This is a genomic window from Tumidithrix elongata BACA0141 (assembly GCF_036349135.1).
GTDB classification, from domain to species: domain Bacteria; phylum Cyanobacteriota; class Cyanobacteriia; order Pseudanabaenales; family Pseudanabaenaceae; genus Tumidithrix; species Tumidithrix elongata.
In genome coordinates this window covers 19,444-43,995 of sequence record NZ_JAZBJZ010000035.1, presented here as the reverse complement: position 1 = coordinate 43,995, position 24,552 = coordinate 19,444, and the positions used below count along the sequence as shown (strand labels likewise).

18 protein-coding genes and 1 pseudogene are annotated in these 24,552 nt (G+C 46.3%); 12 read left to right on the top strand and 7 right to left on the bottom strand.

What is annotated here, in order from left to right; genetic code table 11:
• Positions 1-245: 245 nt before the first annotated feature.
• Positions 246-1,379: an ABC transporter ATP-binding protein gene (locus tag V2H45_RS10810; RefSeq protein ID WP_330483655.1), complete on the bottom strand. Its 1,134-nt coding sequence runs from the start codon at positions 1,377-1,379 to the stop codon at positions 246-248.
• Positions 1,380-1,464: 85 nt separating this feature from the next.
• Between V2H45_RS10810 and V2H45_RS10805 the strand changes: the two genes are divergently transcribed.
• From V2H45_RS10805 to rsgA, 5 genes are all read left to right on the top strand, one after another.
• Entirely contained in the window at positions 1,465-2,250 is a 786-nt protein-coding gene (locus V2H45_RS10805) for a precorrin-2 C(20)-methyltransferase (protein ID WP_330483654.1), read from the top strand.
• Between the two features lie 73 nt (positions 2,251-2,323).
• Positions 2,324-2,620, top strand: a complete 297-nt coding sequence (locus V2H45_RS10800; protein ID WP_330483653.1) for a 2Fe-2S iron-sulfur cluster-binding protein — start codon at positions 2,324-2,326, stop codon at positions 2,618-2,620.
• A 176-nt stretch (positions 2,621-2,796) separates the two neighbouring features.
• Entirely contained in the window at positions 2,797-3,912 is a 1,116-nt protein-coding gene (gene dnaJ, locus V2H45_RS10795) for a molecular chaperone DnaJ (protein ID WP_330483652.1), read from the top strand.
• 6 nt (positions 3,913-3,918) lie between these two features.
• Positions 3,919-4,140, top strand: a complete 222-nt coding sequence (locus tag V2H45_RS10790) for a sulfurtransferase TusA family protein (RefSeq protein WP_330483651.1) — start codon at positions 3,919-3,921, stop codon at positions 4,138-4,140.
• Positions 4,137-5,276 carry a small ribosomal subunit biogenesis GTPase RsgA gene (gene rsgA / locus V2H45_RS10785; protein ID WP_330483650.1) on the top strand — a complete coding sequence of 380 codons (1,140 nt, stop codon included), beginning with the start codon at positions 4,137-4,139 and terminating at the stop codon, positions 5,274-5,276. The genes V2H45_RS10790 and rsgA overlap by 4 nt, the downstream gene beginning before the upstream one ends.
• A gap of 266 nt (positions 5,277-5,542) precedes the next feature.
• Here rsgA and V2H45_RS10780 read toward each other — a convergent pair whose 3' ends face one another.
• Entirely contained in the window at positions 5,543-6,334 is a 792-nt protein-coding gene (locus V2H45_RS10780; protein ID WP_330483649.1) for a phospholipase D-like domain-containing protein, read from the bottom strand.
• Between the two features lie 408 nt (positions 6,335-6,742).
• On the bottom strand, positions 6,743-7,414 hold the full coding sequence (locus V2H45_RS10775) for a hypothetical protein (RefSeq protein WP_330483648.1): 672 nt from the start codon (positions 7,412-7,414) through the stop codon (positions 6,743-6,745).
• 570 nt (positions 7,415-7,984) lie between these two features.
• Here V2H45_RS10775 and V2H45_RS10770 point away from each other — a divergent pair.
• Together V2H45_RS10770 and V2H45_RS10765 are read left to right on the top strand one after the other, a co-directional pair.
• Positions 7,985-8,365, top strand: coding sequence for a type II toxin-antitoxin system RelE/ParE family toxin (locus tag V2H45_RS10770; RefSeq protein WP_330483647.1), 381 nt, complete (start codon positions 7,985-7,987; stop codon positions 8,363-8,365).
• A 1-nt stretch (position 8,366) separates the two neighbouring features.
• A complete protein-coding gene (locus V2H45_RS10765) occupies positions 8,367-8,696 on the top strand; it encodes a helix-turn-helix domain-containing protein (RefSeq protein ID WP_330483646.1) in 330 nt (109 codons plus the stop codon).
• 64 nt (positions 8,697-8,760) lie between these two features.
• On the opposite strand, the pseudogene V2H45_RS25595 reads toward V2H45_RS10765, so the two are convergent.
• From V2H45_RS25595 to V2H45_RS10745, 4 genes and pseudogenes are all read right to left on the bottom strand, one after another.
• A pseudogene (locus V2H45_RS25595) lies at positions 8,761-9,373 on the bottom strand (Uma2 family endonuclease).
• 237 nt (positions 9,374-9,610) lie between these two features.
• A complete protein-coding gene (locus V2H45_RS10755) occupies positions 9,611-9,949 on the bottom strand; it encodes a YbaB/EbfC family nucleoid-associated protein (protein WP_330483644.1) in 339 nt (112 codons plus the stop codon).
• Positions 9,950-10,073: 124 nt separating this feature from the next.
• Positions 10,074-11,948, bottom strand: a complete 1,875-nt coding sequence (gene recN, locus V2H45_RS10750; protein WP_330483643.1) for a DNA repair protein RecN — start codon at positions 11,946-11,948, stop codon at positions 10,074-10,076.
• Between the two features lie 34 nt (positions 11,949-11,982).
• Entirely contained in the window at positions 11,983-12,555 is a 573-nt protein-coding gene (locus V2H45_RS10745) for a shikimate kinase (RefSeq protein ID WP_330483642.1), read from the bottom strand.
• Positions 12,556-13,425: 870 nt separating this feature from the next.
• Here V2H45_RS10745 and V2H45_RS10740 point away from each other — a divergent pair.
• The 5 genes from V2H45_RS10740 (at position 13,426) to V2H45_RS10720 (ending at position 24,520) form a co-directional block, all read left to right on the top strand.
• Positions 13,426-16,104, top strand: a complete 2,679-nt coding sequence (locus V2H45_RS10740) for a beta strand repeat-containing protein (protein ID WP_330483641.1) — start codon at positions 13,426-13,428, stop codon at positions 16,102-16,104.
• A gap of 127 nt (positions 16,105-16,231) precedes the next feature.
• Positions 16,232-16,816 (top strand): hypothetical protein, encoded by a 585-nt coding sequence (locus tag V2H45_RS10735; RefSeq protein ID WP_330483640.1) that lies wholly within the window; start codon positions 16,232-16,234, stop codon positions 16,814-16,816.
• A 78-nt stretch (positions 16,817-16,894) separates the two neighbouring features.
• On the top strand, positions 16,895-18,400 hold the full coding sequence (locus V2H45_RS10730; RefSeq protein WP_330483639.1) for a hypothetical protein: 1,506 nt from the start codon (positions 16,895-16,897) through the stop codon (positions 18,398-18,400).
• Complete coding sequence (locus tag V2H45_RS10725; RefSeq protein ID WP_330483638.1) at positions 18,397-22,311, top strand: invasin domain 3-containing protein; 3,915 nt, start codon at positions 18,397-18,399, stop codon at positions 22,309-22,311. The genes V2H45_RS10730 and V2H45_RS10725 overlap by 4 nt, the downstream gene beginning before the upstream one ends.
• A 70-nt stretch (positions 22,312-22,381) precedes the next feature.
• On the top strand, positions 22,382-24,520 hold the full coding sequence (locus tag V2H45_RS10720; protein WP_330483637.1) for an OmpA family protein: 2,139 nt from the start codon (positions 22,382-22,384) through the stop codon (positions 24,518-24,520).
• The last annotated feature ends 32 nt before the right edge of the window (positions 24,521-24,552 follow it).

Genomic DNA, 24,552 nt, shown 5'->3' with positions numbered 1-24,552 from the left:
TTTCATTTAGCTCACCTTCTATAGGGTAGCCCTATTTCCGCCCTGCTGTACTAGGGCGATCGCGATCCCACAGACTGATAGATACCGATTCCAAGGTTGAGTCATGAGTGATTCCCCGTAATCCCATAATTACTTTTATTTAGACCGAATGGGCTTGAAAAAGGTTCAAAGAAAAAGCAACTATATTAATTTCAGCTTATGCATGTTTAGCTTATGCCTGTTTGGCTTTTGCAGGCTCAAACGAGCTATATGGGCTGATAGACCGCATTCTCTGTGGTGCGATCGAAGAGATATAACTTGTTTAGATCGAACTGCCAGTAGGTCTTAGCCCCTAGAGTTAGATCGAGGGTAAACATCAAGTCAGCCGATAACCTTGCCCTCAGACATTGCCCATGAATATCAAGAATTACAATAGTTTCAGCACCTAGAGCCTCTACAAGTTGGACGCTCCCACATACATGAGCGCGATCGGGGCTGCAAGGTTTTAAGTCCTCAGGTCGGATGCCTAGAACGTAAGATTGGTTTAGCTCTAAATCTCGATTTGAATCTCGATCGAAAGGAACTGGTTGGCTGAAATGCTCCCCTTGCAAATAGCGATTTGCATCCAGGGCAACAGGCAAAAAATTCATTGGTGGTGAACCCATAAACCCAGCGACAAAGAGATTTGCGGGCTTGCGATAGAGATTGAGTGGCGTATCAACCTGTTGAATTTTTCCACCATTCAATACCGTAATCCGACTGCCCATCGTCATCGCTTCGGTTTGGTCGTGGGTAACGTAAATTGTGGTGGTTTGCAATTGTTGTTGCAGTTGTACGATTTGCGCCCTAGTCTCGCTGCGTAATTGGGCATCCAGATTCGACAGGGGTTCGTCCATCAAAAATGCTTGAGGATTGCGGGCGATCGCTCTGCCTAGAGCCACTCTTTGCTTTTGCCCTCCCGATAATTCCTTAGGCTTGCGGTCGAGTAATTTGTCAATTTGCAACGATTCCGCCACTTGCTGTACTCGCAGCGCGATCGCTTGACGTTGCTTGTGACCCATAGAGGAGAATATTCCCGATCGCTGAGATTGTTGGCGGCGCAGCCCAAAGGCGATATTTTCATACACGCTCATGTGGGGATAGAGCGCGTAGCTTTGAAACACCATAGCGATATCTCTCGCCTTGGGCGGCAGATGGTTAATTTGCGTATCCCCCAGATAAATTGACCCCTCTGTCACCGTTTCTAAACCTGCGATCAATCGTAAAAGCGTACTTTTGCCGCAGCCAGAGGGCCCCACCAGCACCATAAATTCTCGATCTTCCACCGTCAGATCGATGTCATGTAGAACTACGTTCTGCTCGAATGCTTTGGACACGGCGCATAGACGGACAGGAGCCATGACGATCCTATTAACTTAACGATTGTTTCCGCCCTCAGAATAGCGGAATTTTGTATCCTAAGGCTATATTCATTGAAACTTGCCAATGACACCAAATCATCAAACCTCAAATAACGGAAATCGCCACGACCTCGGTCAACCCACTCTAGGCAAGTTTTATGGTATCGGTGTAGGTCCCGGCGATCCCGAACTTCTAACGATTAAAGGTTTTCGGATTTTGCGAGAGGTCGATGCGATCGCTTTTCCCGCAGGACGTGATGGTAAGCCGGGGATGGCTGAAGCGATCGCATCCAAATTTATACAGCCCCACCAACAGCAAATTCCCCTATCGCTCCCTGTTGTCCAAGATAATTCGGTTTTGCGCGTGGCATGGCAAACCGCAGTGATTAACCTCGTACCCTATCTGCGACAGGGCAAGAGCCTTGCATTTATCGCCGAGGGCGATGTCAGCTTTTATAGCAGCTTTACTTACATGATGTTGGGATTAAAAGCCAAATGCCCCGATCTAGAGATTGAGATCGTCCCAGGCATCAGTTCGCCCTTGGCAGCAGCAGCAGTTGTAGGCATTCCCCTCACCATTTGGTCGGATAAACTAGCGGTTTTGCCTGCATTAAACAGCATCTTAGATCTAGAAAACGCCTTGGATTGGGCAGAAGTGATCGTTCTGATGAAAATTAGCAATACCTACGCGCAGATTTGGGAAGTGCTGCGATCGCGAGATTTGCTCAACCACAGTCATGTCGTCGCCTGGGCAACCTTAACAAAACAGAGAATTTGGTCAAACCTTGCTGATTACCCCCATTTAGTGCCGCCCTACGCTTCGCTGTTAATTGTGAGTCGCTCCGAATCCATGACTGGTTTAGAAGATTAAGCCTCAAATCCCAAGGCTTTAAATGCCAAGATTTTGATAAGCTTAATATTCAGAAATAAAATTTAATAATGTTATGGCAAACATCAAGTTCGTGAACGAAGACAAAGAAGTCATTGCGATGGACGGCGTAAACTTACGACTCAAAGCAATGGAACACAATGTCGATATCTATAAGCTCATGGGCAAGCTCACTAACTGTGGTGGTTACGGCCAATGTGGCACATGCATTGTTGAGATCTCAGAAGGCATAGAAAATCTGTCCCCTCGTACAGATTTCGAGCAAAAAAAACTCAAGCGCAAACCCGATACCTATCGACTTGCTTGCCAAACCTTGGTCAATGGCGATGTCTCTGTTAAGACACGCCCATAGAGATTACGAGCAATTCCTGTATGTAAGCTCGAATAATATGTGTTAAAAATTGATTAAATTAGTATTCATGGCGAATAGTTGCTTGCGAAAAGCTAGTAGCCTATTCAACCGAATGCTAGGTTAAATTAAGATCTATAGCCCATCACTATTTAATTAAGCGACTGAGTGAACCCCCTATGGCGCGTGACTATTATGAAATCCTTGGCGTCGAACGCAATGCGGACAAAGAGGATATCAAGCGAGCATATCGACGTTTGGCACGCAAATATCACCCCGATGTAAACAAAGAATCAGGTGCGGATGAACGTTTCAAAGAAATTAACCGTGCCTACGAAGTCCTCTCTGAGCCAGAAACTCGCGCTCGGTACGATCGCTTTGGCGAGGCAGGCGCTTCAGGGGGCATGCCAGACATGGGCGATATGGGCGGCTTTGCCGATATCTTTGAGAGCTTCTTTAGTGGTTTTTCCACAGCGGGGCAACAACCCCGTCGCCGCAGCGGCCCCATGCGTGGCGAAGACCTGCGCTTCGATCAAAAATTAGAATTTCGCGAAGCGATTTTTGGTGGCGAAAAGCAGATCAAAATTACCCACCTAGAAACCTGTGCGGTCTGTAGTGGTTCGGGCGCAAAACCCGGGACGAGACCGCGTACCTGCGGTACTTGTAATGGTGCAGGACAAGTCCGCCGCGCCACCCGTACCCCCTTTGGTAGTTTTACCCAAGTGTCAACCTGTCCGACCTGTAATGGTACGGGGCAAGTGATTGAAGATAAGTGCGAGCCTTGTAGCGGGTTAGGGCTGACACAGGTTAACAAAAAACTGAAAATCACGATTCCTGCGGGTGTCGATAGCGGTACGCGGTTGCGCGTCTCAGGCGAAGGCGATGCTGGGCAAAAGGGTGGCCCTGCGGGAGACCTCTATGTTTATCTGTTTGTCCAATCGGACACAGAGTTTGAGCGCGAAGGCATTAATATCCTGTCGGAAATTAAGATCAGCTACTTACAGGCAATTTTGGGCGACAAGATCGCCGTGAATACGGTTGATGGCAAGAAGCCGCTCACAATTCCTGCGGGGACTCAGCCAGATACAGTACTGACACTAGAGGGATTGGGCGTACCGAAGCTGGGCAACCCCGTGGCGCGTGGCGATCATCTGATCAAAATTAAGGTCGATATTCCCACCAAGGTCAGTGGCGAAGAAAAAGAAGCCCTAGAGAAATTGCTCGAAAAGCTCAAAGGCGGAGCCTCCAAAGGTGGCATTGAAGGCTTTTTAGGTGGAATCTTTCATCATCGGTAAGCGTTTATGCCCAACCCTATAGATTTGCGCGGTGTGCCATGCCCTCTCAGCTTTGTGCGGGCTAAGCTACAACTTGAAAAAATTACCTCAGGCGAAACCCTAGAGGTTTGGCTCGATCGCGGCGAACCGATCGAGCAGGTTCCCAATAGCCTGATCGTTGATGGGCACATTGTCAAAAACATTGAAGAACGGGAAAATTTCTTTGCTTTGACCGTACAAAAAGCGTGACGACGAACCAGATAGAAAACTTGACTGGCACTGTTTTGGCAGTGCAAGCAAACTTTTATCGCGTTAGTTTAGATCGCGTCAATCTCTATGCTCTAGCTGCGATTCATGGCATAGAGGACAGTTCGATCGCCACTAAAGAATTGCTCTGTACCCGCAGAGCTAGACTCAAGAAGATTGGGCAGCAGATATGTGTCGGCGATCGCGTCGTGATTCAAGAGCCAGATTGGCAGGGAAATCGCGGTGCGATCGCGGAGGTAGCCCCACGCCATAATTTGCTAGATCGTCCTCCGATCGCCAATGTCGATCGCGTGCTCTTGGTGTTTGCTCTTGCCGATCCTGAGATCGAGCTTCTCCAACTCAGTCGGTTTTTGGTCAATATCGAAGCCAGCGATCTCGATATTCTCTTGTGTTTGAATAAATGCGATTTAGTCACCGAAGCCGAACGGCAAACTTGGTGCGATCACATGCAGAGCTGGGGTTATGCCCCAATCGCAATCAGCACCTACACGGGTGAAGGTATCGAGCAACTCAAACAACATCTCAGTACGGGCGTTACCGTGGCAGCGGGCCCTTCGGGTGTAGGTAAATCTAGCCTAATCAATTTTTTAATTCCAGAACTAAAGCTGAGGGTGGGTGAAGTTTCGCAACGGCTTGGGCATGGTCGGCATACCACCCGCCATGTCGAACTTTTTCCCCTAGACGAACAGGCAACGGGATATTTGGCGGATACTCCCGGTTTTTTGCAACCCGCACTGCCTAAAACGCCTACGGAGTTAGCCTACTGTTTTCCTGAAGCACGGCTGAGATTAGAATCTGGAACTTGTCAATTTAACGACTGCTTGCACCGTGACGAACCCAACTGTGTCGTCCAAGGTGATTGGGAACGCTATGCCCACTACTCTCTATTTTTGGATGATGTCGAAGCGCACTATTCCAAAGCCAGAGACACGACAAAAACGGAATCCACTCTAAAAACGAAATCTGGAACGGGCGGACAAGTTCAACACGAACCTCGCCTAATTACCAAAAAACACCGCAGAACCTCGCGCCGAACCGATCTACAAAAACTAGATTTCGATATTGAGAACGATAATTTGAATGATGATTTTGGTGGTGATTTTGACGATCGGGAATAACAGTTGCGAGCAGGCTATCGTCCTAAACTGATCCTTTTCCCAATAGGTAATTGCTCAACCTAGAAGGAATCAGGGTTTCAGCCTATAAATTGTCTCAAAAACTAGCTAAATGACACCATTCTCATTTGTCAAACGATAATTTGCTGATATATAGATAAAATAGAGGTAAAATCGACTTTTTGACAGTCATTTTTTGTTGATTTTACTAAGTTGAGCAATTACCCCAATAGTTCACTTTAGCAAAGTGTTAGCCAGCGCAAAGTAATTTATTGTTTTAGTCCTTCCAATTTTAACTTCATAAATTCTTTTGAGAATTTTCTTGCCTTAATGTGTCCGAGTGAGATCTCTATAGTTTCATCATTGTATCTTGCACTTTTAGTCCAGTTATACGAACCATGAATCACGGTTTTGAAATCTATGATACAAAATTTATGATGCATCTTATTTATTGAGCGAAGTCCTGAAGGAGGCAACTTATAAGTTTCAAATTGACTGTAGTCTAAATCAGATGAATTATTGGTTTTATCATCATTAACGATTATCTGAATATTTAATCCTTGAGTTCTTTTGGTAAGCAGACAGTTAAATAAAATAGGATCGGTAAACCACGCCATTGCTATCCAAATAGTAAACTCAGCCTTTTCTAGTTCACTTAGAATCTGCTCTCGGATTTTCTCAAAGTAAGCTTTTCCAGCAGCATTATCATCTTCATCTATGCTACCTTGTAGCAGCTTATTCGCAATTTCTACAATTTCATGAGGTTGTGTTTCAAGAGAATGATACTTAGGAGACAAAGTCTTTTGATATTCTGTTAACTCTAGCAACACTTTGCCTACTATATGACCAGGCTCTTTATCAAAAAAGCATTTTAGGCGCTTAGCTTTAGAAGTCCCATAGTGATCATATTTTCCTTCGCCATAAATATCAATTCCTGTAACAGAGCCTACAAACTTTTGTAATTTATCATTAGAGAAGTCCAAGACATAACCTTTATCGGTAGCTGGTGGAGTTAAGAAGTTTTCTATCTTTATCTCGTCAACAAAGGAAATTGTTGCCATTTTTTACTTGTCAACTCCTCTAGACTATAACAAAAGTATGCTTTAAGATGCTGCTAAAAGCGTAACTGATAAGCTACAAAAAGCAAGTTAATGATTGAGTTGAACCGCATGAGTCATACTAAACGGTTAACTAGAAGTCGTTTTTATGACGGTTCCAACAACTAGTTCTGTCGCTGTATTTTAGGATTTTATCATATATCGCTAAGTCTTATTTAAGCAATCTCTGGAATTTGCTTGACAAGTGGAAAAGTTCAGTATGAGCCTCGTACCGCCAGATTTTGATATTGAGAATGATGATTTTGGTGGTGATTATTGGGGGATTTTGGCGATCGGGAATAACGGCTTAATTGAGTGGCAAGCGATCGCCCACTAGCTTTAAAACGGCTCGCACATAAGCAAATTTTTTTCTCACTTTCCAAGCAGGTCGATCTGCGTCACCGAATAAGGCTTACCATTCAAGCACTTACTCAACTCGTCTCTTGCAGCCAAACCACTATGCCAGTCGATCTTAGCGATTGACTTACCGTCTATTTGTAAATCAAAATGCTGGAAATCTTCCATGCTTGTCAAAACTGGATCGATTGCTGTTAAAGCCACAACAATTGAACCAAAAGAATGATTGGGGTTTGAGTAATTTAGAGCATTAACTGTTATGGGAGGCTCATCATTTTGCAAAAGCGTAACTTTTACCACCTCTGTTTTTTTGGGACGAGGAATATCTGCCGACATAAATGTTAGACTTGCCCCCTTATAGTCTCCTCCAGGACCTCCTAAAGTCAGTATTACTCCTTGCCTTGAAAAAAAGGCAGTACAAAATTCACCATTTTTTGCGCCTTTTGAAGATGGGAATATCCATTTGCCTGTCAGATATCTAATATATTCGGGGTCATGGAGAAGTCTTGCTTGTTCTATCGCACTCTTTTTCAGTGAAATGACATCCGCTTCTAATTTCTCAGCCTCGCGATCGCGAGGAGGTGAATATATATATGTAGATGGGGTAGATGGGCTGCTTAGCTTGGGTGAACGATCGATATAATTGGAATAATCGATCACACAGCCAGCGCCACCGTTAGATATCATATTTGGGCCGCACGTCGTTTGCGAAATAGCCTGTTCTGGTTCGCTGATAGACAAGGAAAACGATGCAGTCGCGCTACACAATATAAAACAGAGCAAGTTCATTCGAGGCATTTTAAATCTCCTATAAATCAGGTATTGAGATCTTTTTTAATAGGTTAGATGTTTTCCACAGAAAAACAGATTCCTTGGCAATTTACGAACACTGACTATGTTGTTCCGCGAAAAGTTTCCGTATAAAGGTTGAGTTGAAACGCATTAGCTCCGTTAGGCGGTTAACAAGAATTCTATCGCCGTGTTTCAGGATTTTATCATATATCGCTAAGTCTTATTTAGCAATCTCTGGAACTTGCTTGATAGGCGGAAAAGTTTAGTATGAGCCTCTCGTGTTGCTAGGTTTTGATATTGAGAATGATGATTTTGGTGGTGATTTTTGGGTGATTTTGGCGATCGTCAAAAATAACGGTTGTACTCAATAGCTGTCAGTATCCCTTCTTGACCGTGTACTCCAACGACTAGTTAGACCGCGCGATCGCTTTGACATAATATGCTATAAATGGCATATTCAAAGATATGAATCCATTATTAAAGCCTGTTAAGTGGATTGGCAGTTCCCTCGACGACTTACGGAAATTTCCAGAAGAAGTTCAGCAAATGATGGGCTTCGCTTTGTATCGCGCCCAGTTGGGCAAAAAGCATCCTGATGCCAAACCCCTCAAAGGATTCAAGGGTTCAGGTGTTCTCGAAATTGTTGAGGATTATGATGGAGATACCTTCAGAGCAGTTTATACGGTGAAATTTGAAGAAATAGTTTATGTTCTTCATGTCTTTCAGAAGAAGTCAAAGCATGGTATTTCCACCCCTAAGCAAGATATAGACCTAATTGAATTGCGGCTCAAGCGTGCTAGAGAGCACTACGAGACATTCTCAAAGCAAAATAAACAGGAGAAATAGAATGACTGAAGAAATAAAAGTATATTCAGGTAGCGATAATATCTTTGCTGACTTGGGTTTACCGAACCCTGATGAATTATTAATCAAAGCGGAACTTGCACATCAAATCAGCGAAATCATCTCAGACCGCCAACTCACTCAAATTGAGGCGGCGGAACTTTTAGGCATAGATCAGCCTAAAGTATCAGCATTAGTTCGAGGGAAACTATCAGGCTTCTCTACAGAAAGACTCTTTCGATTTCTCAATGCATTAGGCAGCAATGTAGAAATTCGTGTTATTCCAAACTCCCAAACCAATATCCAAGCCCAGACTCGTGTTGTCATGGTCTAGACTAAATAACAGATGCGGTTACTCCAAACTCATATCGAGGATAATGGAAACATAATGCGTGATTTTACCGACCTGCCCTCAAAACCTGTTCAGCCGTCAGTTTTAAATCTGGAAAGGTTAGAGAGACGATCGGTTGCTTGCCTCGCAACTGCTGAATTTCATAGTCCCCATCCACTAGCGTGCAGATAGAGAGGGTAGGCTGTTTGGGCTTCCCAATATGTCGAGTACCACCCAAGCCTGCATAGTCTGCAATCCAATATTCGGGAATCCCTAAAACCGCATAGTCTTCGACCTTTACGGGAATAATCATTTTGCCAGTTGCTGCTCACAACTTCCGCCACAAACTTAATCGAACTGCCAAGCGTCAGGATCGACTGTTCAGACCAGAGTGGTTCTTTGGTAAGCTCAGAGCGATCAGGTCGAAATGCTGTCATACCCATGTTTGAAGGGCGCAGTATTCCTTGTTGAAGGACAAACCAAGATAAGCCCATTTTGTCGAGTTGGACGCAAATCTTTGCGGTAATGAACGCTGCAACCTCTTCATGCAAGCCCGTTAGTTCCAAGTCGAATACCTCTCCATCGATCATTTCATAGCGGTTGCCGCCACCATAATGAGCGAGAAATTCGGCAAAGTTGAGTAGCTGCTGTTGTATGGGTCGGTCGGTTGCAAGGGGCATAGGTCAACTTAGCCCAATCAATGCTTTCAGTTTACCATCGAACATATAACGGATAAAATCGTCGGTGGTGATTGACTCTTGGCGTAACACAGCGATGGAAAACACCTTCCAACACAAAACCGATAGTAGAATTTCTTGAGATGCGTTACGGCCAGTGCCTAACGCATCTATTCCTATAGAACTGCGTGACAATACATCCTAAGCAAGAATTGGCAGCGATTAGAAACCAAGCTCCAATTAAAAACCGCCAGGTAGACCTAGGCCACCAGTGAGGGTTTCCATTTTTTCTTTCATGGTTGTTGTTGAGATCGTATAGGCATCTTTTAGCGCTGCTAACACCAAGTCAGAAAGAACTTCAGCACCTTCATTCAGTGCTTCAGGAGCAATCTCGACCCCATGAGGTTCTTGGTTTCCGCTCAGGGTTACTTTTACTAAGCCCCCACCAGATTCTCCAGTCAGACGCATTTCGTCTAGCTCAGCTTGTAGGATCTTTGCTCCTTCTTGAATTTGCTGAGCTTTTTGGAAGGCTTCTTTCATTTTGCCTAGGCCAAAACCAAATCCTTGTCCCTGTGCCATATTGCTTTAAGTTATTTAGCTAAGTTTTCCTACTTATTATGCCACTAGTGGTTAATCAGTTATCGGTTGTCAGCCGTCAGCGATCGCAATCCTAAATTATTTATGGGATTTCGTCGGATAGCGATTATCCTCGATCGCTGTTTTTAATCGCAGCAGCTTGAGTCAGTAAAGATTCGGCAAAGGCGATCGCTTGAGAAACCGCAGGATTAAGGGGGGGATCTTTTTTCTTGGTTTTGCGATCTGCCAAGCTTTTGACAGACCCATTTTCTGAGCCATTTTCTGGGACGCTTTCAGAAGCACTCACATTGACACCCCCTGCAATTTGGGCTAATTCCTGTTTGCGCTGCTCTGGCTCTAAAAGTTGGACTTGTACGGTTGTGCGTTCTGTGAGTTCGGGTTTGCCATTGCCGTTAGAATTCTCTGAAGAATTTGTAGCGGAATTTGTAGCGGAATTTTGATTGACCATCACCACCTGCTTGGATACGCGAAAATGATGATCGGCGATCGCTGCCACAATCGGCTGGTGCGTTACGCAGAGAACTTGGCGGTTGCGACTGAGTTGCCATAATTGCAGGGCGATCGCTTGCGATACGCGCCCCGACACCCCCACATCAATTTCATCAAATACCATCGTACCAATCGGATCGGCTTGGGCAAAGCAGGTTTTGAGCGCCAGTAAAAATCGGCTAATTTCCCCACCAGAGGCGGTTTCTGAGAGTGGCTGTAAAGGCTCACCGGGGTTGGGGCTAAATTCAAAGGTGACGCGATCGGCTCCAAAGGTATTCGGTTCGATCGCGGCAATCGTGACGCGAAACAGCACTTTCTCCATGGCGAGAGATTTGAGCGTGGCGACTAACTTTTGCTCTAGTTGCGTTGCAGCGATTTGCCGCAATTGGGTGAGTTCGTGACAGGCTTTGACGAGGGTTTTGCGATCGGCAGCGGCGATTTTTTCTAATTCCTCAATCGATTGCTCGTGATTTGTGAGTCCATCTAACTCTTGCCGCAATTTTTGGGCGTAGGCGATCGCATCTTGAAGCGTCGCGCCATATTTACGACAAATCTGCTTGAGCTGTCGAATGCGGTCTTCGATCTGTTCCAATTGTTCGGGTTCAGATTCCAGATTGTCACCGTAGGTATTAATCGCTCGTCCTGCTTCTTCTACTTGAGTTAAGGCACTGGTAACGAGTTCCAAAATACCTTGCAGATTTCCATCCACTGCTACCATTTCCGTGAGAATGGATTCCGCTTTGCCTAACAAGTCCGCACAGGCATTCTCAGCATCATTTTGATAAAGTATCTCGTAGACTTGATAGCTCTGTTGTTGAAGCTCTACACTATGAGAGAGCCGCATCCGATCGCTTTCCAAGTTCTCTAACTCATCGGGTTCGCTTAAATCCGCCGCATCCAATTCTTTTAGTTGATATTGGAGTAAGTCGATCTGTTGTAGGCGATTGCGATCGCTGTCTTGACGGGCTTTGAGAGCGCGATGCGATCGCTGAGCGATCTCAAATAATTGCGTTACTTTTTGACGCAGATCGAGCAATTTGATTCCACCAAAACTATCCAACCACTCCCGTTGAATCGCTTCTCTTCCCAATAAAAAAGTTTGCCCCTGTGCCGTAATTTCGACCAATTGTTCGCGTAATTCTTGGATTTGCTGTTTATTCACGACCACGCCATTCAGTCGGGTGCGATTGCTACGGCTGGTGATTTCGCGACTGCAAATTACCGCTCCATCATCTAACAGGTCGATTTCTTGACTGGCTAACCATTCAGATAATTGGGGATTGGTCTGAAATGTCGCTTCGATCAGGGCGCGATTTGTTCCCGTTCGCAACATGCGGCTCGAAACCTTCCCACCAAGGGCTGCATCGATCGCATCCAAAATAATCGACTTCCCTGCTCCTGTTTCCCCCGTCATGATATTCAGTCCGGGAAATAGCTCCAGTTCTAAATTGTCAATGAGAGCAAAGTTCTCAATTCTTAGGCTCAGAAGCATAGTTTGTTGGGTTGGGGTTGCTCTGACTCCAGCTTTATTCGCAATCTAATCCTACTTCCTCTGGCAAGACCTTTAGGCGATCAGGCTCAACTTTCTTGGAGATCGCCTCGATCAAGCGTTCGCATACTTGCTTAGAGGACTCTTCTTCCCCCACGGTGAGGCGAACGTCTGCTTGGGCATAGCGATCGCGTCTTTGCTCGTAAATATTGGTCAAGGTCAAGATCGGATTTTCAGTTTGCAAAAGGGGGCGCGGAACGGTGGCATTGATCAGGCGATGATACAAAACAGGGACAGGTACATCTAACCAAACCACCAATCCATGATGCAGGTGCGACCAATTCATTTGATTCAACACAATCCCGCCACCCGTAGCAACCACCAGCCTTGTATAGGCAGAAACCTGCCCTAGCACTTGATGCTCGACTTCTCGGAAACTTGCTTCTCCCGATCGCGCAAAAATCTCAGAAATTGTTTGTCCCGTGCAAGTCTCGACTAATTGGTCGGTGTCTAAAAAACGATAGTCTAGCTGAGCCGCTAACAGCTTGCCTATGGTGCTTTTGCCTGCACCCATCATGCCAATTAAAAATACGCTGGTTCCTTTAAGCATAGGGTCTATTGTAGCGAATTCTGTTCACCCAGTTGGGTGATGTTGGCAAGCGATCGAAAAAGATAGTCTAACCACATGAAACCACATCTAAATTTGAGTACTTGAATTTCTGGGTTAATCCCAAAATTCATATAAGTCCAAATTCGTAGGGTTTTCTGCAAGAACGAAACTATCGGTTTCAATCTGCAAAGTGATAACTGAGGCTACACGGGGACGAGATTGGGGATGAGATGATTCTTTGGGGATTCACTTTTCGTTTTAAATAGGCGAAAACTAGGTGATCCCCACACGAATTTTTCATGATATGTTATATTTTTTTTGTAAAATGATCGTTTGCGCCTTTTTGGGGGTAGGCTATAGAAGCGGTCAGAGGCTTTAATAATTACAATCTTTGTGAATTTTGTATTAAAAAGATTGTTTTTTAATGAAATTAAGATCAAAATTTATATAGATTAATATAAATTTTGTTGACTGCTTGGACAGTTTCAAGTAAAGTCAAAGCGGTTTAAGGCAATTTTTCGACTAAAAAATAAACTAAGAGTGTGCTTTAAGTGAATAAAGTCCTATCTCCGAGAATGGATATTAGCGACAGTTCACATATTTCTCTCTTTTGTGTTCCGTTGTTGAGCAAACAAAGTATTTAAGCAAGCAGGCTGCTTTTTAGAAGTGCTTGCGATCGATTGAGATTCTTTTCTGCTCCAATTTTTCAGTGCGTAATAAATTGCGCTGAGTCATATTTTTTGACTGACTGATTGATGAAATTCAGTTAGAGGAGCTATGCAGCACTTCTAGCTGGGTTTGTCCTGCTTGCGTAAAGCGTAATTTTGCGCGTGTGGAATTTGTAGTTAACCTTGTTGTCTGGAGTGAAACATGTCTGAGCGTAAAAACATTGCCAAGTCTTCCCAAGGAAAGAGCCTTGGTGCTAAGACCATAAAACACCACAAAAGAGGTTCTATCTTCAAACGGTTTGTGCTTGCCTCTTTGACAATGGGTGGGCTAGGACAAATAATTTCTTTAAGTGCGATCGCTCAATTAACTCCTGCTGGCACACCTATCGATAACCGCGCCACAGGTAGTTACGTCGATCCAAACAATCCTGGCAACGTAATTAACACGACATCTAACACCGTAAGAGTTACAACAGCCCCCGTTGCAGGTATTACAAATACAAACCTTGCCTTTACCGATGTGAATGGAGGCAACGTTTCACCCAATGATGTTTTAAACTTTGACTTTATTGTCACTAATACTGGGAACTTCCCATCTACGCTCAATCTTCCCTCTACAGCCAATATCGCTACCCAAAACTTCACGATTACGGGCTATCAGGCTGACCTAGACAACAACGGTACGTTTGAGACAATCATTCCACTAAATACTGCCTTTCCAACGCCAGCCACAATTCCCGCTGGTCAAGCGATCAACGTTCGAGTCATTGGTACTGTAAGTCCCACGGCACTGGTCAACGATCCTGTCAGTGTCAGCCTTGGTAACACAGGTCCCAACGACAACTCACCAAATACCCAAAACCGTCCCGACACGAATGGTACTGGATTTGATCCCACACCCCCGATCAACGATGATAATGCCACCAACCCTAATGATGTCAGAACGACGGGCAACGACCCAGTGAGTGGGCTTGCTCCAGTTAACGGTCAACGTGAGGCAGCCGCAATTAGATCGGTTCCAGTGGGATCTTCGGTACAAAATATCGCCCTTGCTACGGTACTCAAGACCCGCTCTAACTACGTACCAAACACCCCAGTGACCACAGACGACCAGATTACCTATCGTCTTGATATGCGGGTTGAGTCAGCTTCGCCGGTGCCAAACTTTACGCCCACTTCCCTACAAGGGACATTGATTAGCTTAGAGGGAGCTGCGCAAACAAGGGTGCTTGTTTCTGATGCTATTCCTGCTGGTACGAGCTTTGTTGCAGGTTCCGCGATCGCACCTCCCGGCTGGACAATTGTATACAGTACTTCCCCAACGACAAGTCTCCCCATCGGAGCCGTAGGGGTTGCCGCGAATTGGACAGCGACACCGCCAGCACCCGCAGCAATTACCAGAATTGGGATGGTATTTACGGGTAACCTTGCCCCCGGCTATACAACAGTACCCACTGCCAGTGGATTAACCTTTACAGTCGTCACTAGTGGCTTAGCTCCAGCGGGTGGTACGATCGCCAACATCGCACAGGTGTTTGGGCAAACTTTGGGCGATCCAACCAACCGCATCATCTACGATGAATCGGGCGATCAATTTCCAAATAACTTTATTAATGGAACGACGCCTCCAACACCTCAGGGTAGTTTATACGGTCCGATTCCTACTCAAGGCACTGCACCAAATCCTGCGACTGACCCTACGGGTGCGGCAAATGGTGTGGCTAACCCCGCTGTACATGGTACGGACAATAACAACAACAACACAGGTACTGAACCCGCAGGTGGTGTAGGAGGTACGGCTGCATCAGGTGGTGAAGATAACGTAATCACAATTACTACAGCCACCAACATTACCAATGGCCCTAACGGACAAGCTCCCGGGGTAGGACCAACCAATAACACCGATGACTTCACCAATCTCTCGACACCAATTGCCGCAGGTTTAAACCCAGGTGCTACGATCGATCCGCCTGCTGTGGTATTTCCCAATACTTTCCAAAATACTGGTGCAGGTAATTTAGACCGAGTAGGGCTTGTACCATTGCCGCCCAATGCTGCCAATGCTGCCAACCCCACAGGTCGTCAAGCAGGGGATATGCCAGATGGAACGACAGTGAGAATTCAAGTTCCTGCTGTAGGAGCAAATCCTGCTCAAGATGTTACCTATACCTATAATGCTGGAGTTTATACGCAAACTGCAGGTGCGCCTGTAGTTCTCAACGGAATTGCCCCCAATCAAACCGTCAATTACACGGTTACCGTCGATCTTCCAGCTGGTACGCAACAGTCTTCCGATCGCTTTATTGCCCTTGGTAGTAATACAAACGCAGGCGATCGTTCTGGCTACTCAGTGCCCATCGTTGCCTTTGCCGACAACAACAACAACGGCTTTGACAATGACCCGATTAGCAATACCACGATCGATCGTGTCTACACGGGTTACATGAATCTGCTGAAAGAGTCGCGCATTCTACAGGGTACAGGTCCCGCAGTAGGTGGAGCAAATGGTACGTTCAGTACTGCAAATAAAGTCGCAGCCCAAGGCAACATCATTGAATATCGACTGAGCTATACAAACTTCTCGACTCCTGCAACGGCTGGAAGTTCAGGGAATGGAACGCTCAATGCCAGTAACTTCGTAGTTAATGACGATGGCACTGTAGCACCCAATAACTGGTCGGGTTTAACCACCCATAACTTTGGTACTACAGCAACACTGGGAACTTTGCAATTCTTTAACGGCGCGGCACCTATTGTAGGAGGCGATCCTGCATCAGGTATTGCCGTGACCCGCTATCAAAATACTGTGGGTACAGTTGTTCCTGCGCCTAATCCTGCGACTCCTTCCGGCACCTTTACTTTCCGTCGCACTGCCAACTAAAAAGTTAGCTCAGGGTGGGTAAGCCAAAGCTCTCACCCTGATATCGGCTTGATTGATCTCTGTTCATTCCATTTATTCCATTTCCACAAATCTGTTCGCTGTTGAAATCTGTAGACATAGGTAGGTTATGAAACATTTTATAGGTTTACCAATTGGGCTAGCTGCTCTGGGAGCATTGCTGTTGCCACCGATCGCGATCGCTTCCACCACACCGGCTAACCCAACCACTAAAAGCCAAACTGAACTTTTGGCGCAAAGGCCTGCGGAAGTTCAACCCCTAAAGCTACTTCTTGTTGCCTCGCTACAAGTAATCGTTAAGGATAACAGTGGTAACGAGCAGATCGCTTGGCAGGCGTTAAATGATAACGCGCAAGTGGTTCCAGGCAGCATCTTACGCTATGCCGTTGCGGCGCAAAACAATACAAAAAATCCCATTTCCGACTTGATTGTAACCCAGCCGATTCCATCAGGAATGGTCTACATCCTTGGCTCCGCAACCTTGCCAAGTTCCGATGGAGCAACGGTCACATACAGCATTGATGGCAGCAAAACATTTGTGGCAAAACCCACAGTTACCGTGCAACGGGCAGATGGCGTCATCGAAGTGCGTCCCGCACCTCCCGAAGCCTATACCCATGTGCGCTGGAACTTTGGCAAAAATTTTACTGGCAAAAGCATTCTGCAAGCTACTTACCAAGTACGGGTGAAATAGGGCTGCTGTTTGTCAATCAGCCTTCGGCTCCTAGATAAGTTAAGTGCAAGAAGTTCCTATTGAGAAGGTATTGTTCCAGTGAAACGACACAAACGTAACCACCGAAAATCTCTAATCAGCCGTTTTGTAATCCTACTGATTGCTGTGGTGTTGCTTTGTGTTGCTGGACACAACATTTTTGTCTTTTCAGGACAAGCGCAACAAGTAACCCTAATCAACAAAGCGACTTCTAGTTATCAAACTCCCACAGGTGCGGCGATCGGAGGTATAAGTAATACGCTTGGTCTGAGCACAGGAGCACCTGCTTTAATCGATCCCGCAGGTAAAATTTTAAACTGTGCGGGTCAATCCTTCACTGACTATACAGGGTTCCGAGTTGCTCTATTTGAGCCCCTTGGATCTTTAGGGGAAATTGGTAGTCTTGTGGCGCTCACGCCGACCTTTCCCTCAGGTTCTACTCCTCCAACTGGTCAGGCACCGAATACCCTCAATAAAAATCCATTCCTTCTAAATGGAAGCACCACAGGTGTTTATAATTTCCTCCTCGATCCAGCCAAAGGTCAGGTAGCAGAAGGGCGTACATACATTCTCGCGATCAGTCCTCCCTCAGAGTCTGGACTATTAGAGCGCCGAATTCGCATCGTAGTTGGCAAGACTCAGCCTGACGGACGTGTGGCATTTACCATAACTTCTTTGGACGGTAAGCCAGTTACGATTGATGGCGCAGCAGTATTTGAAACAGGAATTATCACTACTAGCTTTGGCTCGGCACTCGGTAGTCTTGGTGTTGCCGTTTCAATTTGTGAAGCCAGAGAGCTGCAAATCATTAAAACAGGCGATCGCGCTTCTGCCGAACCAGGAGACATTCCTGTTTATCGCCTTGAAGTTCGCAATCTTACCCTTACAACGATTAGCGAACTGGTGGTTACGGACAATCTACCGATTGGAATTCAGTATGTGGATGGGTCGGCAAGAGCAGACATTGGTGGTGCACCAGTTCCTGTGAATGTTGTGGTAGATAGTCGAAATATCACGTTCAATGTCACGGGCTCACTTCCTCCTCGCAACCAAGATCGACGATTGCGCATTGCCTTTGCCGCTAGGATCACACCTGATGCATTACGCGGTAACGGACAAAACCAAGCTTCTGTGAGTGGGCGCAGGGCAGATAATGGGCGCGTTGTCCGCGATGGTCCTTCGATTTACACGTTGCGGATTAACCCAGGCATTATCTCTGATTGCGGCACGATTATTGGTCGGGTCTTTGTTGATAAGAACTTTGATGGCGAACAACAACCGAATGAGCCTGGTGTTCCTAATGCTGTGATCTTTATGGATGATGGCAATCGGATTATTACAGATGCGAATGGATTGTATTCGGTAATGAATGTAATTTCAGGGAGCCGCACTCTAGTTCTTGACCTTACTTCATTGCCTGGGTATACGCTCGCGCCAAATCTTTATTTCATCGAGCGCAATAGCCAATCCCGATTGGTACGGTTAGAACCTAGTGGCTTAGTTAAAGCCAATTTTGCCGTCACGCCAATCTTCCAAGGTGAAACTCAAAGAGGGCAGCAACAATGAAAACACCGAATGTATCTCTAACCACGCTTCTTGTTTTAGCAACTATTCCCAATCTCGGTTTGCTGCCCCTATCGACATTGGCAAACGAAGCACAAACTGAACAGAGGCAGCTTGAGCAAGATCGTTTAGATCCTCAAAAGAATTCACCACAAATTACCGCACCGCAAAGAATTGTCCCAGTGGCGGAGACTCAAGTTCTTCCTGCTCAGCCAACATCAAAGCAAGATGAGACAAAGGTACCTGTTCAACTTGAGCAAAAAGCTACGATTCAAACTCCAGTCTCACCGTCTTCTCAAGAAACCGTAAAACCATCAACGCAAGTTGATGTCGTAAAACCTGCCATCCCATCTGTTTCTGCTCCATCCCAAACCCTATCTCAAACGGCACTACCACCCCTGCAAATTCTCGCGCCAATTTCTGGAACGGTTTTAGACACGCCTTCTTCTAGCATTATGGTGCAATTCCCCATAGGCAAGACAGTTGAGTTGCGTGTGAATGGAATTGCGGTCAATCCTAAGCAAATCGGTCGGACTGAAACAAATACTTCTACTAACCTAACCACACAGGTTTGGTATGGGGTTGTGCTTAAAGAAGGTGAAAACCTGCTCGAAGTCCAAGATAATCAAGGTAATATCACGCAGGCTAAGATTCAAGTGCGGGGGGAAATCGCCCAACTCAGTTTACGCACTCAAGAGACCAGAGTACCTGCCGATGGTCGCTCTACTGCCACTGTAATCGGTCAACTCGTTGATGCCCAAGGAAATCGGGCGAGTCGCAATGCGATTGTCACCCTCACTGCCACCGACGGCGAGTTTGTTGGTATAGATCAAGATCCTGCTCAGCCAGGTTTTCAAGTCAAAGCTGAAAACGGTCAGTTTACGTCCCAACTGCGATCGAGCCTTAACTCAGGGAATGTCACAATCCGTGCCATCAGTGGCTCAAAGCTAGAGGCTTTTACACAGGTTCAATTTGAGTCAAACCTTCGTCCTTCTATTGTTACGGGTGTAATCGATCTGCGCTTTGGTGCAAGAGGAACCGACTATTACCGTAGCTTTCGAGATTTTTTGCCGACAGACCAAGATAACCGAAATCAAGTAGATTTTTATGCGGCGCTATTTGGTACTGGCAGAATTGGCGAATGGCAAATTACTGGAGCATATAATAGTGCTCGTCCTCTAAACCTTGACTGTAATGGAAAAACTCGGCTATTTCGTGATGTTCAGTTTTGCGATCAAAGCTACCCAACCTATGGTGATAGTTCCGTAACAACAGTAGTAACTCCTTCGCTTGGCAGTCTCTTTTTGCGCTTAGAGCGCACTTCGCCCGTTCCACTGGCAGGGACTGACTACATTATGTGGGGAGATTTCAAAACAGAAGAGTTCACGACTTCGGCTCAACAATTCACCGCAATTACTCGCCAACTCAACGGGCTTAAGCTCAACTATAACCTTGGCGATTTACAAATTACTGGCTTTTATAGCAACACCGACAAAGCCTTTCAACGCGATAGTATTGCCCCTGACGGCACAAGTGGTTACTATTTTGTCTCACGTCGTTTGGTATTAGCAGGTAGCGAAACCGTATATGTGGAACTTGAGGAGCAAAACCGCCCCGGCGAAGTCATCAAACGAGATAAGTTAGAACGGGGACAGGACTATGAGATCGATTACGATCGCGGCACGTTACTATTTCGCAAACCACTGCTGCAAACTGCGTTTGGTGACACAGGCATTTTAATGACTCGTAAGATTGTCGTTACCTATGAATATGAGGCTACGGGAACATCCAACAATCTTTATGCTGGTCAACTGCGCTATCATTTTTCGCGCGAACTCAATCGTGAAAGCTGGTTGGGTGCCAACTATTTCAAAGAAGATCAGGGGTCACGTATCTTCCAGCTATATGGAGCAAGTGCAGCAGTTTCTTTTGGCACAAACGGTAAGCTTGTGGCTGAATATGCTCGCTCCGATAACTTCTCAGATATCTTAGGGCGGGTTACAGGTGCGGCGGCACGGGTTGAGGTAAATAGTGAAATTATCTCAGGAATAACAGGTAGGGCTTACTATCGTACTGCTGACACTGGATTTGCCAATAATGCCACGATCAGCTTTGTGCCTGGACAGACGCGCTTTGGCGCTCAAGTAATCGCCAAACTCTCACCTACGACAAATCTGACGGCCGCCTACGATCAAGAGGAAAATCGCGGACTGCCGCCTCAGCCCTTGACTTCTCTAGCGGATTTACTGGCGTTGCGTCAAAATGTTTTACCAGTGGGTACACCCGTTGATAATTCGTTACGTACCTTTTCGATTGGACTACAGCAAAAATTAGGGGATATTGGGTTAGAACTAACTTGGTTATCAAGAGATAGAGAAGATCGGGTTGCCCCCAATCAACTTTCTGGAAGTTCAAGCCAACTGCGATCGCAGATCAATGTACCGATTACCAATAACCTGCGCTTTCTCGCCCTGAATGAAACAAGTCTTTCTTCCACCGTTGACCCTGTTTACCAAGATCGCTCGGCAGTAGGGTTAGATTGGGCAATAATTGATGGCATCACCTTGCGGGTGGCGCAACAATGGTTTCACAATGGCAGGCTTGCTGGCAGTTCTGTCACAAGTGCCGATCTCCTCGGTGAATATAAGTTGGGTTCCGACACGACACTTACAGGTAGATACACAGTTTTGGGCGGGGCAAATACTGGGACTACGCAAGGAGCATTAGGGATAAATCAGCGTTGGACGATCGCACCTGGATTGGGCTTGAATTTTGCCTACGAACGTATCTTTGGTGATTTTTCCACCCAGACCGCGACAGGAACTCAGTTTTTACAGCCTTTTTCTCCTGGACAGAACTCATCAACGCTAGCTACCCAAGCAGGGGATAACTTTAGTATTGGTTTTGAATATACCGATAATCCAGATTTTAAGGCGAGTGCTAAATATGAATATCGCACCTCATCAACTGGCTCGAATACGGTGATCTCAGCAGCGGCGCTTGGCAAACTTTCGCCTTCTTTAACAGCTTTGGTACGCTATCAACAGGCTGGAGTGGCAAATCAACTTTTAAGTGGGCTAGGCGATACATCAAACCTCAAGATTGGTTTAGCTTATCGCGATCCTGCCAACGACAATTTTAACGCTTTGCTGAAATACGAATTTCGTCAAAACCCCGGTACGATACCCGATACACTTCTGTCAGGATCTGGATCGGGTTCGCAAACCAATATACTTTCTGCCGAAGCGATTTACTCACCCAACTGGCAATGGGAGTTTTATGGCAAATTTGCGCTCCGCGATAGTACTTCTTATCTAGCTAAAGATCTTGTTGGGACTTCTAGCATTACGCTAAGTCAGTTAAGAGCTACCTATCGACTCGGTTACAACTGGGATTTAGTCGCTGAGGGTAGGCTAATCAGTCAACCGTCAGCAGGCTATACAGAAACTGGATTTTTGGCAGAGTTGGGTTACCACCTCACACCTAACTTAAGGGTAGGCGTTGGCTATAGCTCAGGAGGAGTCAATGTCGATCGCGACTTTAGCGGATCTCGTTCTGCGGGTGGTCTCTATGCTGCGGTCACATTTAAGATTAACGAGCTGTTTGATGGTTTCGGTCTCCAAAAGGTCGCACCGCCTCAGCCACAGGAGTCAACCACGAAAGTGACAGAAGTACCAAAGGTTCCCGAACCTAACGTAGCTTCTGTTCCAGTAGAAGCAAATCCGATCGCCTCAAGTTCGGTGCCTGCAAACTTATCAACACCTTTGCCTGCCGTAACGAATCCGAGCCGACCTCCAAGCCAGCTACAAAATAATATAGCCAGACTTGCCATTGGAGGTGTAAAACAGCAGATGACGATCGCCGCTAACGGTGCGATCGCGACCTATTCTGTGGCAACGAAAATCAGTCGATGAGTCGCCAGGAGCGTTGCCTAAATGAGCGTTGGTTGAGACATGAATGGGTTAATTGTGAGGAGTGCGTAGTATGAAAAGGAACCAGAATCGAAAACAGTCCGCCTACATTTTGAGTGCGATCTTTGGTGGAATCATAGTCTGGAGCAGCTTTTCGGTTGTACTAGCCCAGTCTGCTTTTCCTTCACTAAAGATTCGTGTCAATAGTAATGCTGATGGGCTGATTAATCCTGACGATCGCTTGACTCTTAGAGAAGCGATCGCTCTGGCTAATGGAACCCTAAACATAGAAAAACTCAGTGCTGCCGAACGAGCCAATGTTACTGTTCTCAATCAAACGGGTTCTCAAATCGAATTTGCCCTGCCTGCTGACCAGACCACCATTCGCCTCACCGATGCCTTGCCTGCGATCGTCAGCCCCAACCTCTTCATTGATGGCACAAGTCAAGAAGGGTATGACAGCAGCAAGTCCTTCGCCACGGAAGTCAATATTCCCACACCCGTTGTAGCAATTACCCCTGCGGATAACGTTGAAATTCTGCGAGGCATCACAATTACGGCTGACCGAGTTACGGTTAAAGGTCTGAGTATCTACGGCTTTAGCGCCATTCATACCGCCACAACCACGACGCCCCCAGCCGATATTTTTATTTCCCATCGCTTACCACCACCAGATACCACCGAACAGCAGCAACCTGCAAAATTTTCGCCTTTCTATGAAGGGAATACACCCCCTAAAGGTGTGGTGCTAGAGGCAAACTGGTTGGGAATTCCGCCGACGGGTGAAATGACACAGCGATCTTCAGCCTTTGGCGTGTCGATTTTTAACGGCGTAGAAACAATCGTGCAGCGTAACCGTATTGGCAACCATCAAGGCAGTGGAATTATTACTTCAGTCACTGCCGTAGGTTCGCAAATTTTGGACAACGCCATTATTGGGAATGGCTTATCGGGAATCCCCGATGCAATTCGTTTAGAAGGCGAAATCGATCGGCTTGCAATTAAATCGAATCTGATCTGTGGCAATGATGGCTCCGCCATCTTTTTGTTCAAGCCCTCTGGATCGATTAAGGTGACCCAAAACGCGATTACAGGCAACGGACGAGGTTTGCGTCGAGCCGCAATTTATTTAATGGGCAACGATCATCAGGTCAGTGATAATCGAATTTCGCATCAAGCGGGTTCAGGGGTGGCGATCGCGGCTTTTCCCAAAAGCGATCGCAATCTGATTCGCAATAACCTATTTGCCACGCTTGAAGGTATGAGCATCGATCTGGTAACTCGTCGCAATACGGGAACCACAGATTTTCACACGGGCGACGGAGTGAATGCGGTGCGCGATTCCCATTTTCGGCGGGTTGATACTGCCAATGGCGCGATTAATGCCCCAATATTTTTGGCAACGGAATTTTATTTACTGAATGGCAAGGTGGGCATTGATGGCACTGCCGATGTCGGCTCGGAGGTCGATCTCTATCGAGTCAACGAAAACAACGCTCTCTATGGTCCGCTCAACGAATATCTCACCACAGTCAAGGTGGACGATCGAGGCAAGTTTGCCGCAAATCTAGAAAATGTAAAAGCAGGAGATACGATTTCCGCGATCGCCACCGATCCTGAGTATGGCACTTCGGAACCTGCTCGGAATGCGCGGATCGCAGAGCTTGGGAAGGCACTGCCTGCGATCGATCTTAATGCCCCTCGTATCATGGATATGCCTAGCTGTACCACACCGCCCGTAGCCCAAACGCCACCCCCCGCCCAAATTACGCTAAAGGTTCCTCGTCAAATTCATTTTGCCCTCGATCGCGATGAGATCGGTCCTGCCAGCGCTAAAGTATTAGATCGAATTGCCGAGGTTTTGCAACAATACGCTACGATCGTCATCGATCTAGAAGGTCATACCGATCCGCGTGCGGGCGATGATTACAATCTCGATTTGGGTCTCCGTCGCGCCCGTTCTGCCCGTAACTACCTGTTGCGCCGAGGTGTTGCCCCTGAGCGCATGACGATTCGTACCCAAGGCGAACGCCAACCTGCCACCCAAGGCAATACGGTTTTAGACTATGCCCGCGATCGACGTGTTGAGGTGACTTTCCAAGATGTACGTGGCATTGAGATTCAATTTGAATCTCAAGAAGAGGATCTGCAATTAGAAAAGCATCTTAAAGCTCAGATGAAACCTACGTTGTTTCTCCCTTATCTTCCCTAGTCCTCAATCAGTTTCCCAATCAGTAGTTAAGG

Coding starts and splice junctions, on each gene's coding strand:
- V2H45_RS10810 (WP_330483655.1), bottom strand. CDS start 1,379: ATGGCTCCTGTCCGTCTATGCGCCGTGTCCAAAGCATTCGAGCAGAAC.
- V2H45_RS10805 (WP_330483654.1), top strand. CDS start 1,465: ATGACACCAAATCATCAAACCTCAAATAACGGAAATCGCCACGACCTC.
- V2H45_RS10800 (WP_330483653.1), top strand. CDS start 2,324: ATGGCAAACATCAAGTTCGTGAACGAAGACAAAGAAGTCATTGCGATG.
- dnaJ (WP_330483652.1), top strand. CDS start 2,797: ATGGCGCGTGACTATTATGAAATCCTTGGCGTCGAACGCAATGCGGAC.
- V2H45_RS10790 (WP_330483651.1), top strand. CDS start 3,919: ATGCCCAACCCTATAGATTTGCGCGGTGTGCCATGCCCTCTCAGCTTT.
- V2H45_RS10780 (WP_330483649.1), bottom strand. CDS start 6,334: ATGGCAACAATTTCCTTTGTTGACGAGATAAAGATAGAAAACTTCTTA.
- V2H45_RS10775 (WP_330483648.1), bottom strand. CDS start 7,414: ATGATATCTAACGGTGGCGCTGGCTGTGTGATCGATTATTCCAATTAT.
- V2H45_RS10770 (WP_330483647.1), top strand. CDS start 7,985: ATGAATCCATTATTAAAGCCTGTTAAGTGGATTGGCAGTTCCCTCGAC.
- V2H45_RS10765 (WP_330483646.1), top strand. CDS start 8,367: ATGACTGAAGAAATAAAAGTATATTCAGGTAGCGATAATATCTTTGCT.
- V2H45_RS10755 (WP_330483644.1), bottom strand. CDS start 9,949: ATGGCACAGGGACAAGGATTTGGTTTTGGCCTAGGCAAAATGAAAGAA.
- recN (WP_330483643.1), bottom strand. CDS start 11,948: ATGCTTCTGAGCCTAAGAATTGAGAACTTTGCTCTCATTGACAATTTA.
- V2H45_RS10745 (WP_330483642.1), bottom strand. CDS start 12,555: ATGCTTAAAGGAACCAGCGTATTTTTAATTGGCATGATGGGTGCAGGC.
- V2H45_RS10740 (WP_330483641.1), top strand. CDS start 13,426: ATGTCTGAGCGTAAAAACATTGCCAAGTCTTCCCAAGGAAAGAGCCTT.
- V2H45_RS10735 (WP_330483640.1), top strand. CDS start 16,232: ATGAAACATTTTATAGGTTTACCAATTGGGCTAGCTGCTCTGGGAGCA.
- V2H45_RS10725 (WP_330483638.1), top strand. CDS start 18,397: ATGAAAACACCGAATGTATCTCTAACCACGCTTCTTGTTTTAGCAACT.
- V2H45_RS10720 (WP_330483637.1), top strand. CDS start 22,382: ATGAAAAGGAACCAGAATCGAAAACAGTCCGCCTACATTTTGAGTGCG.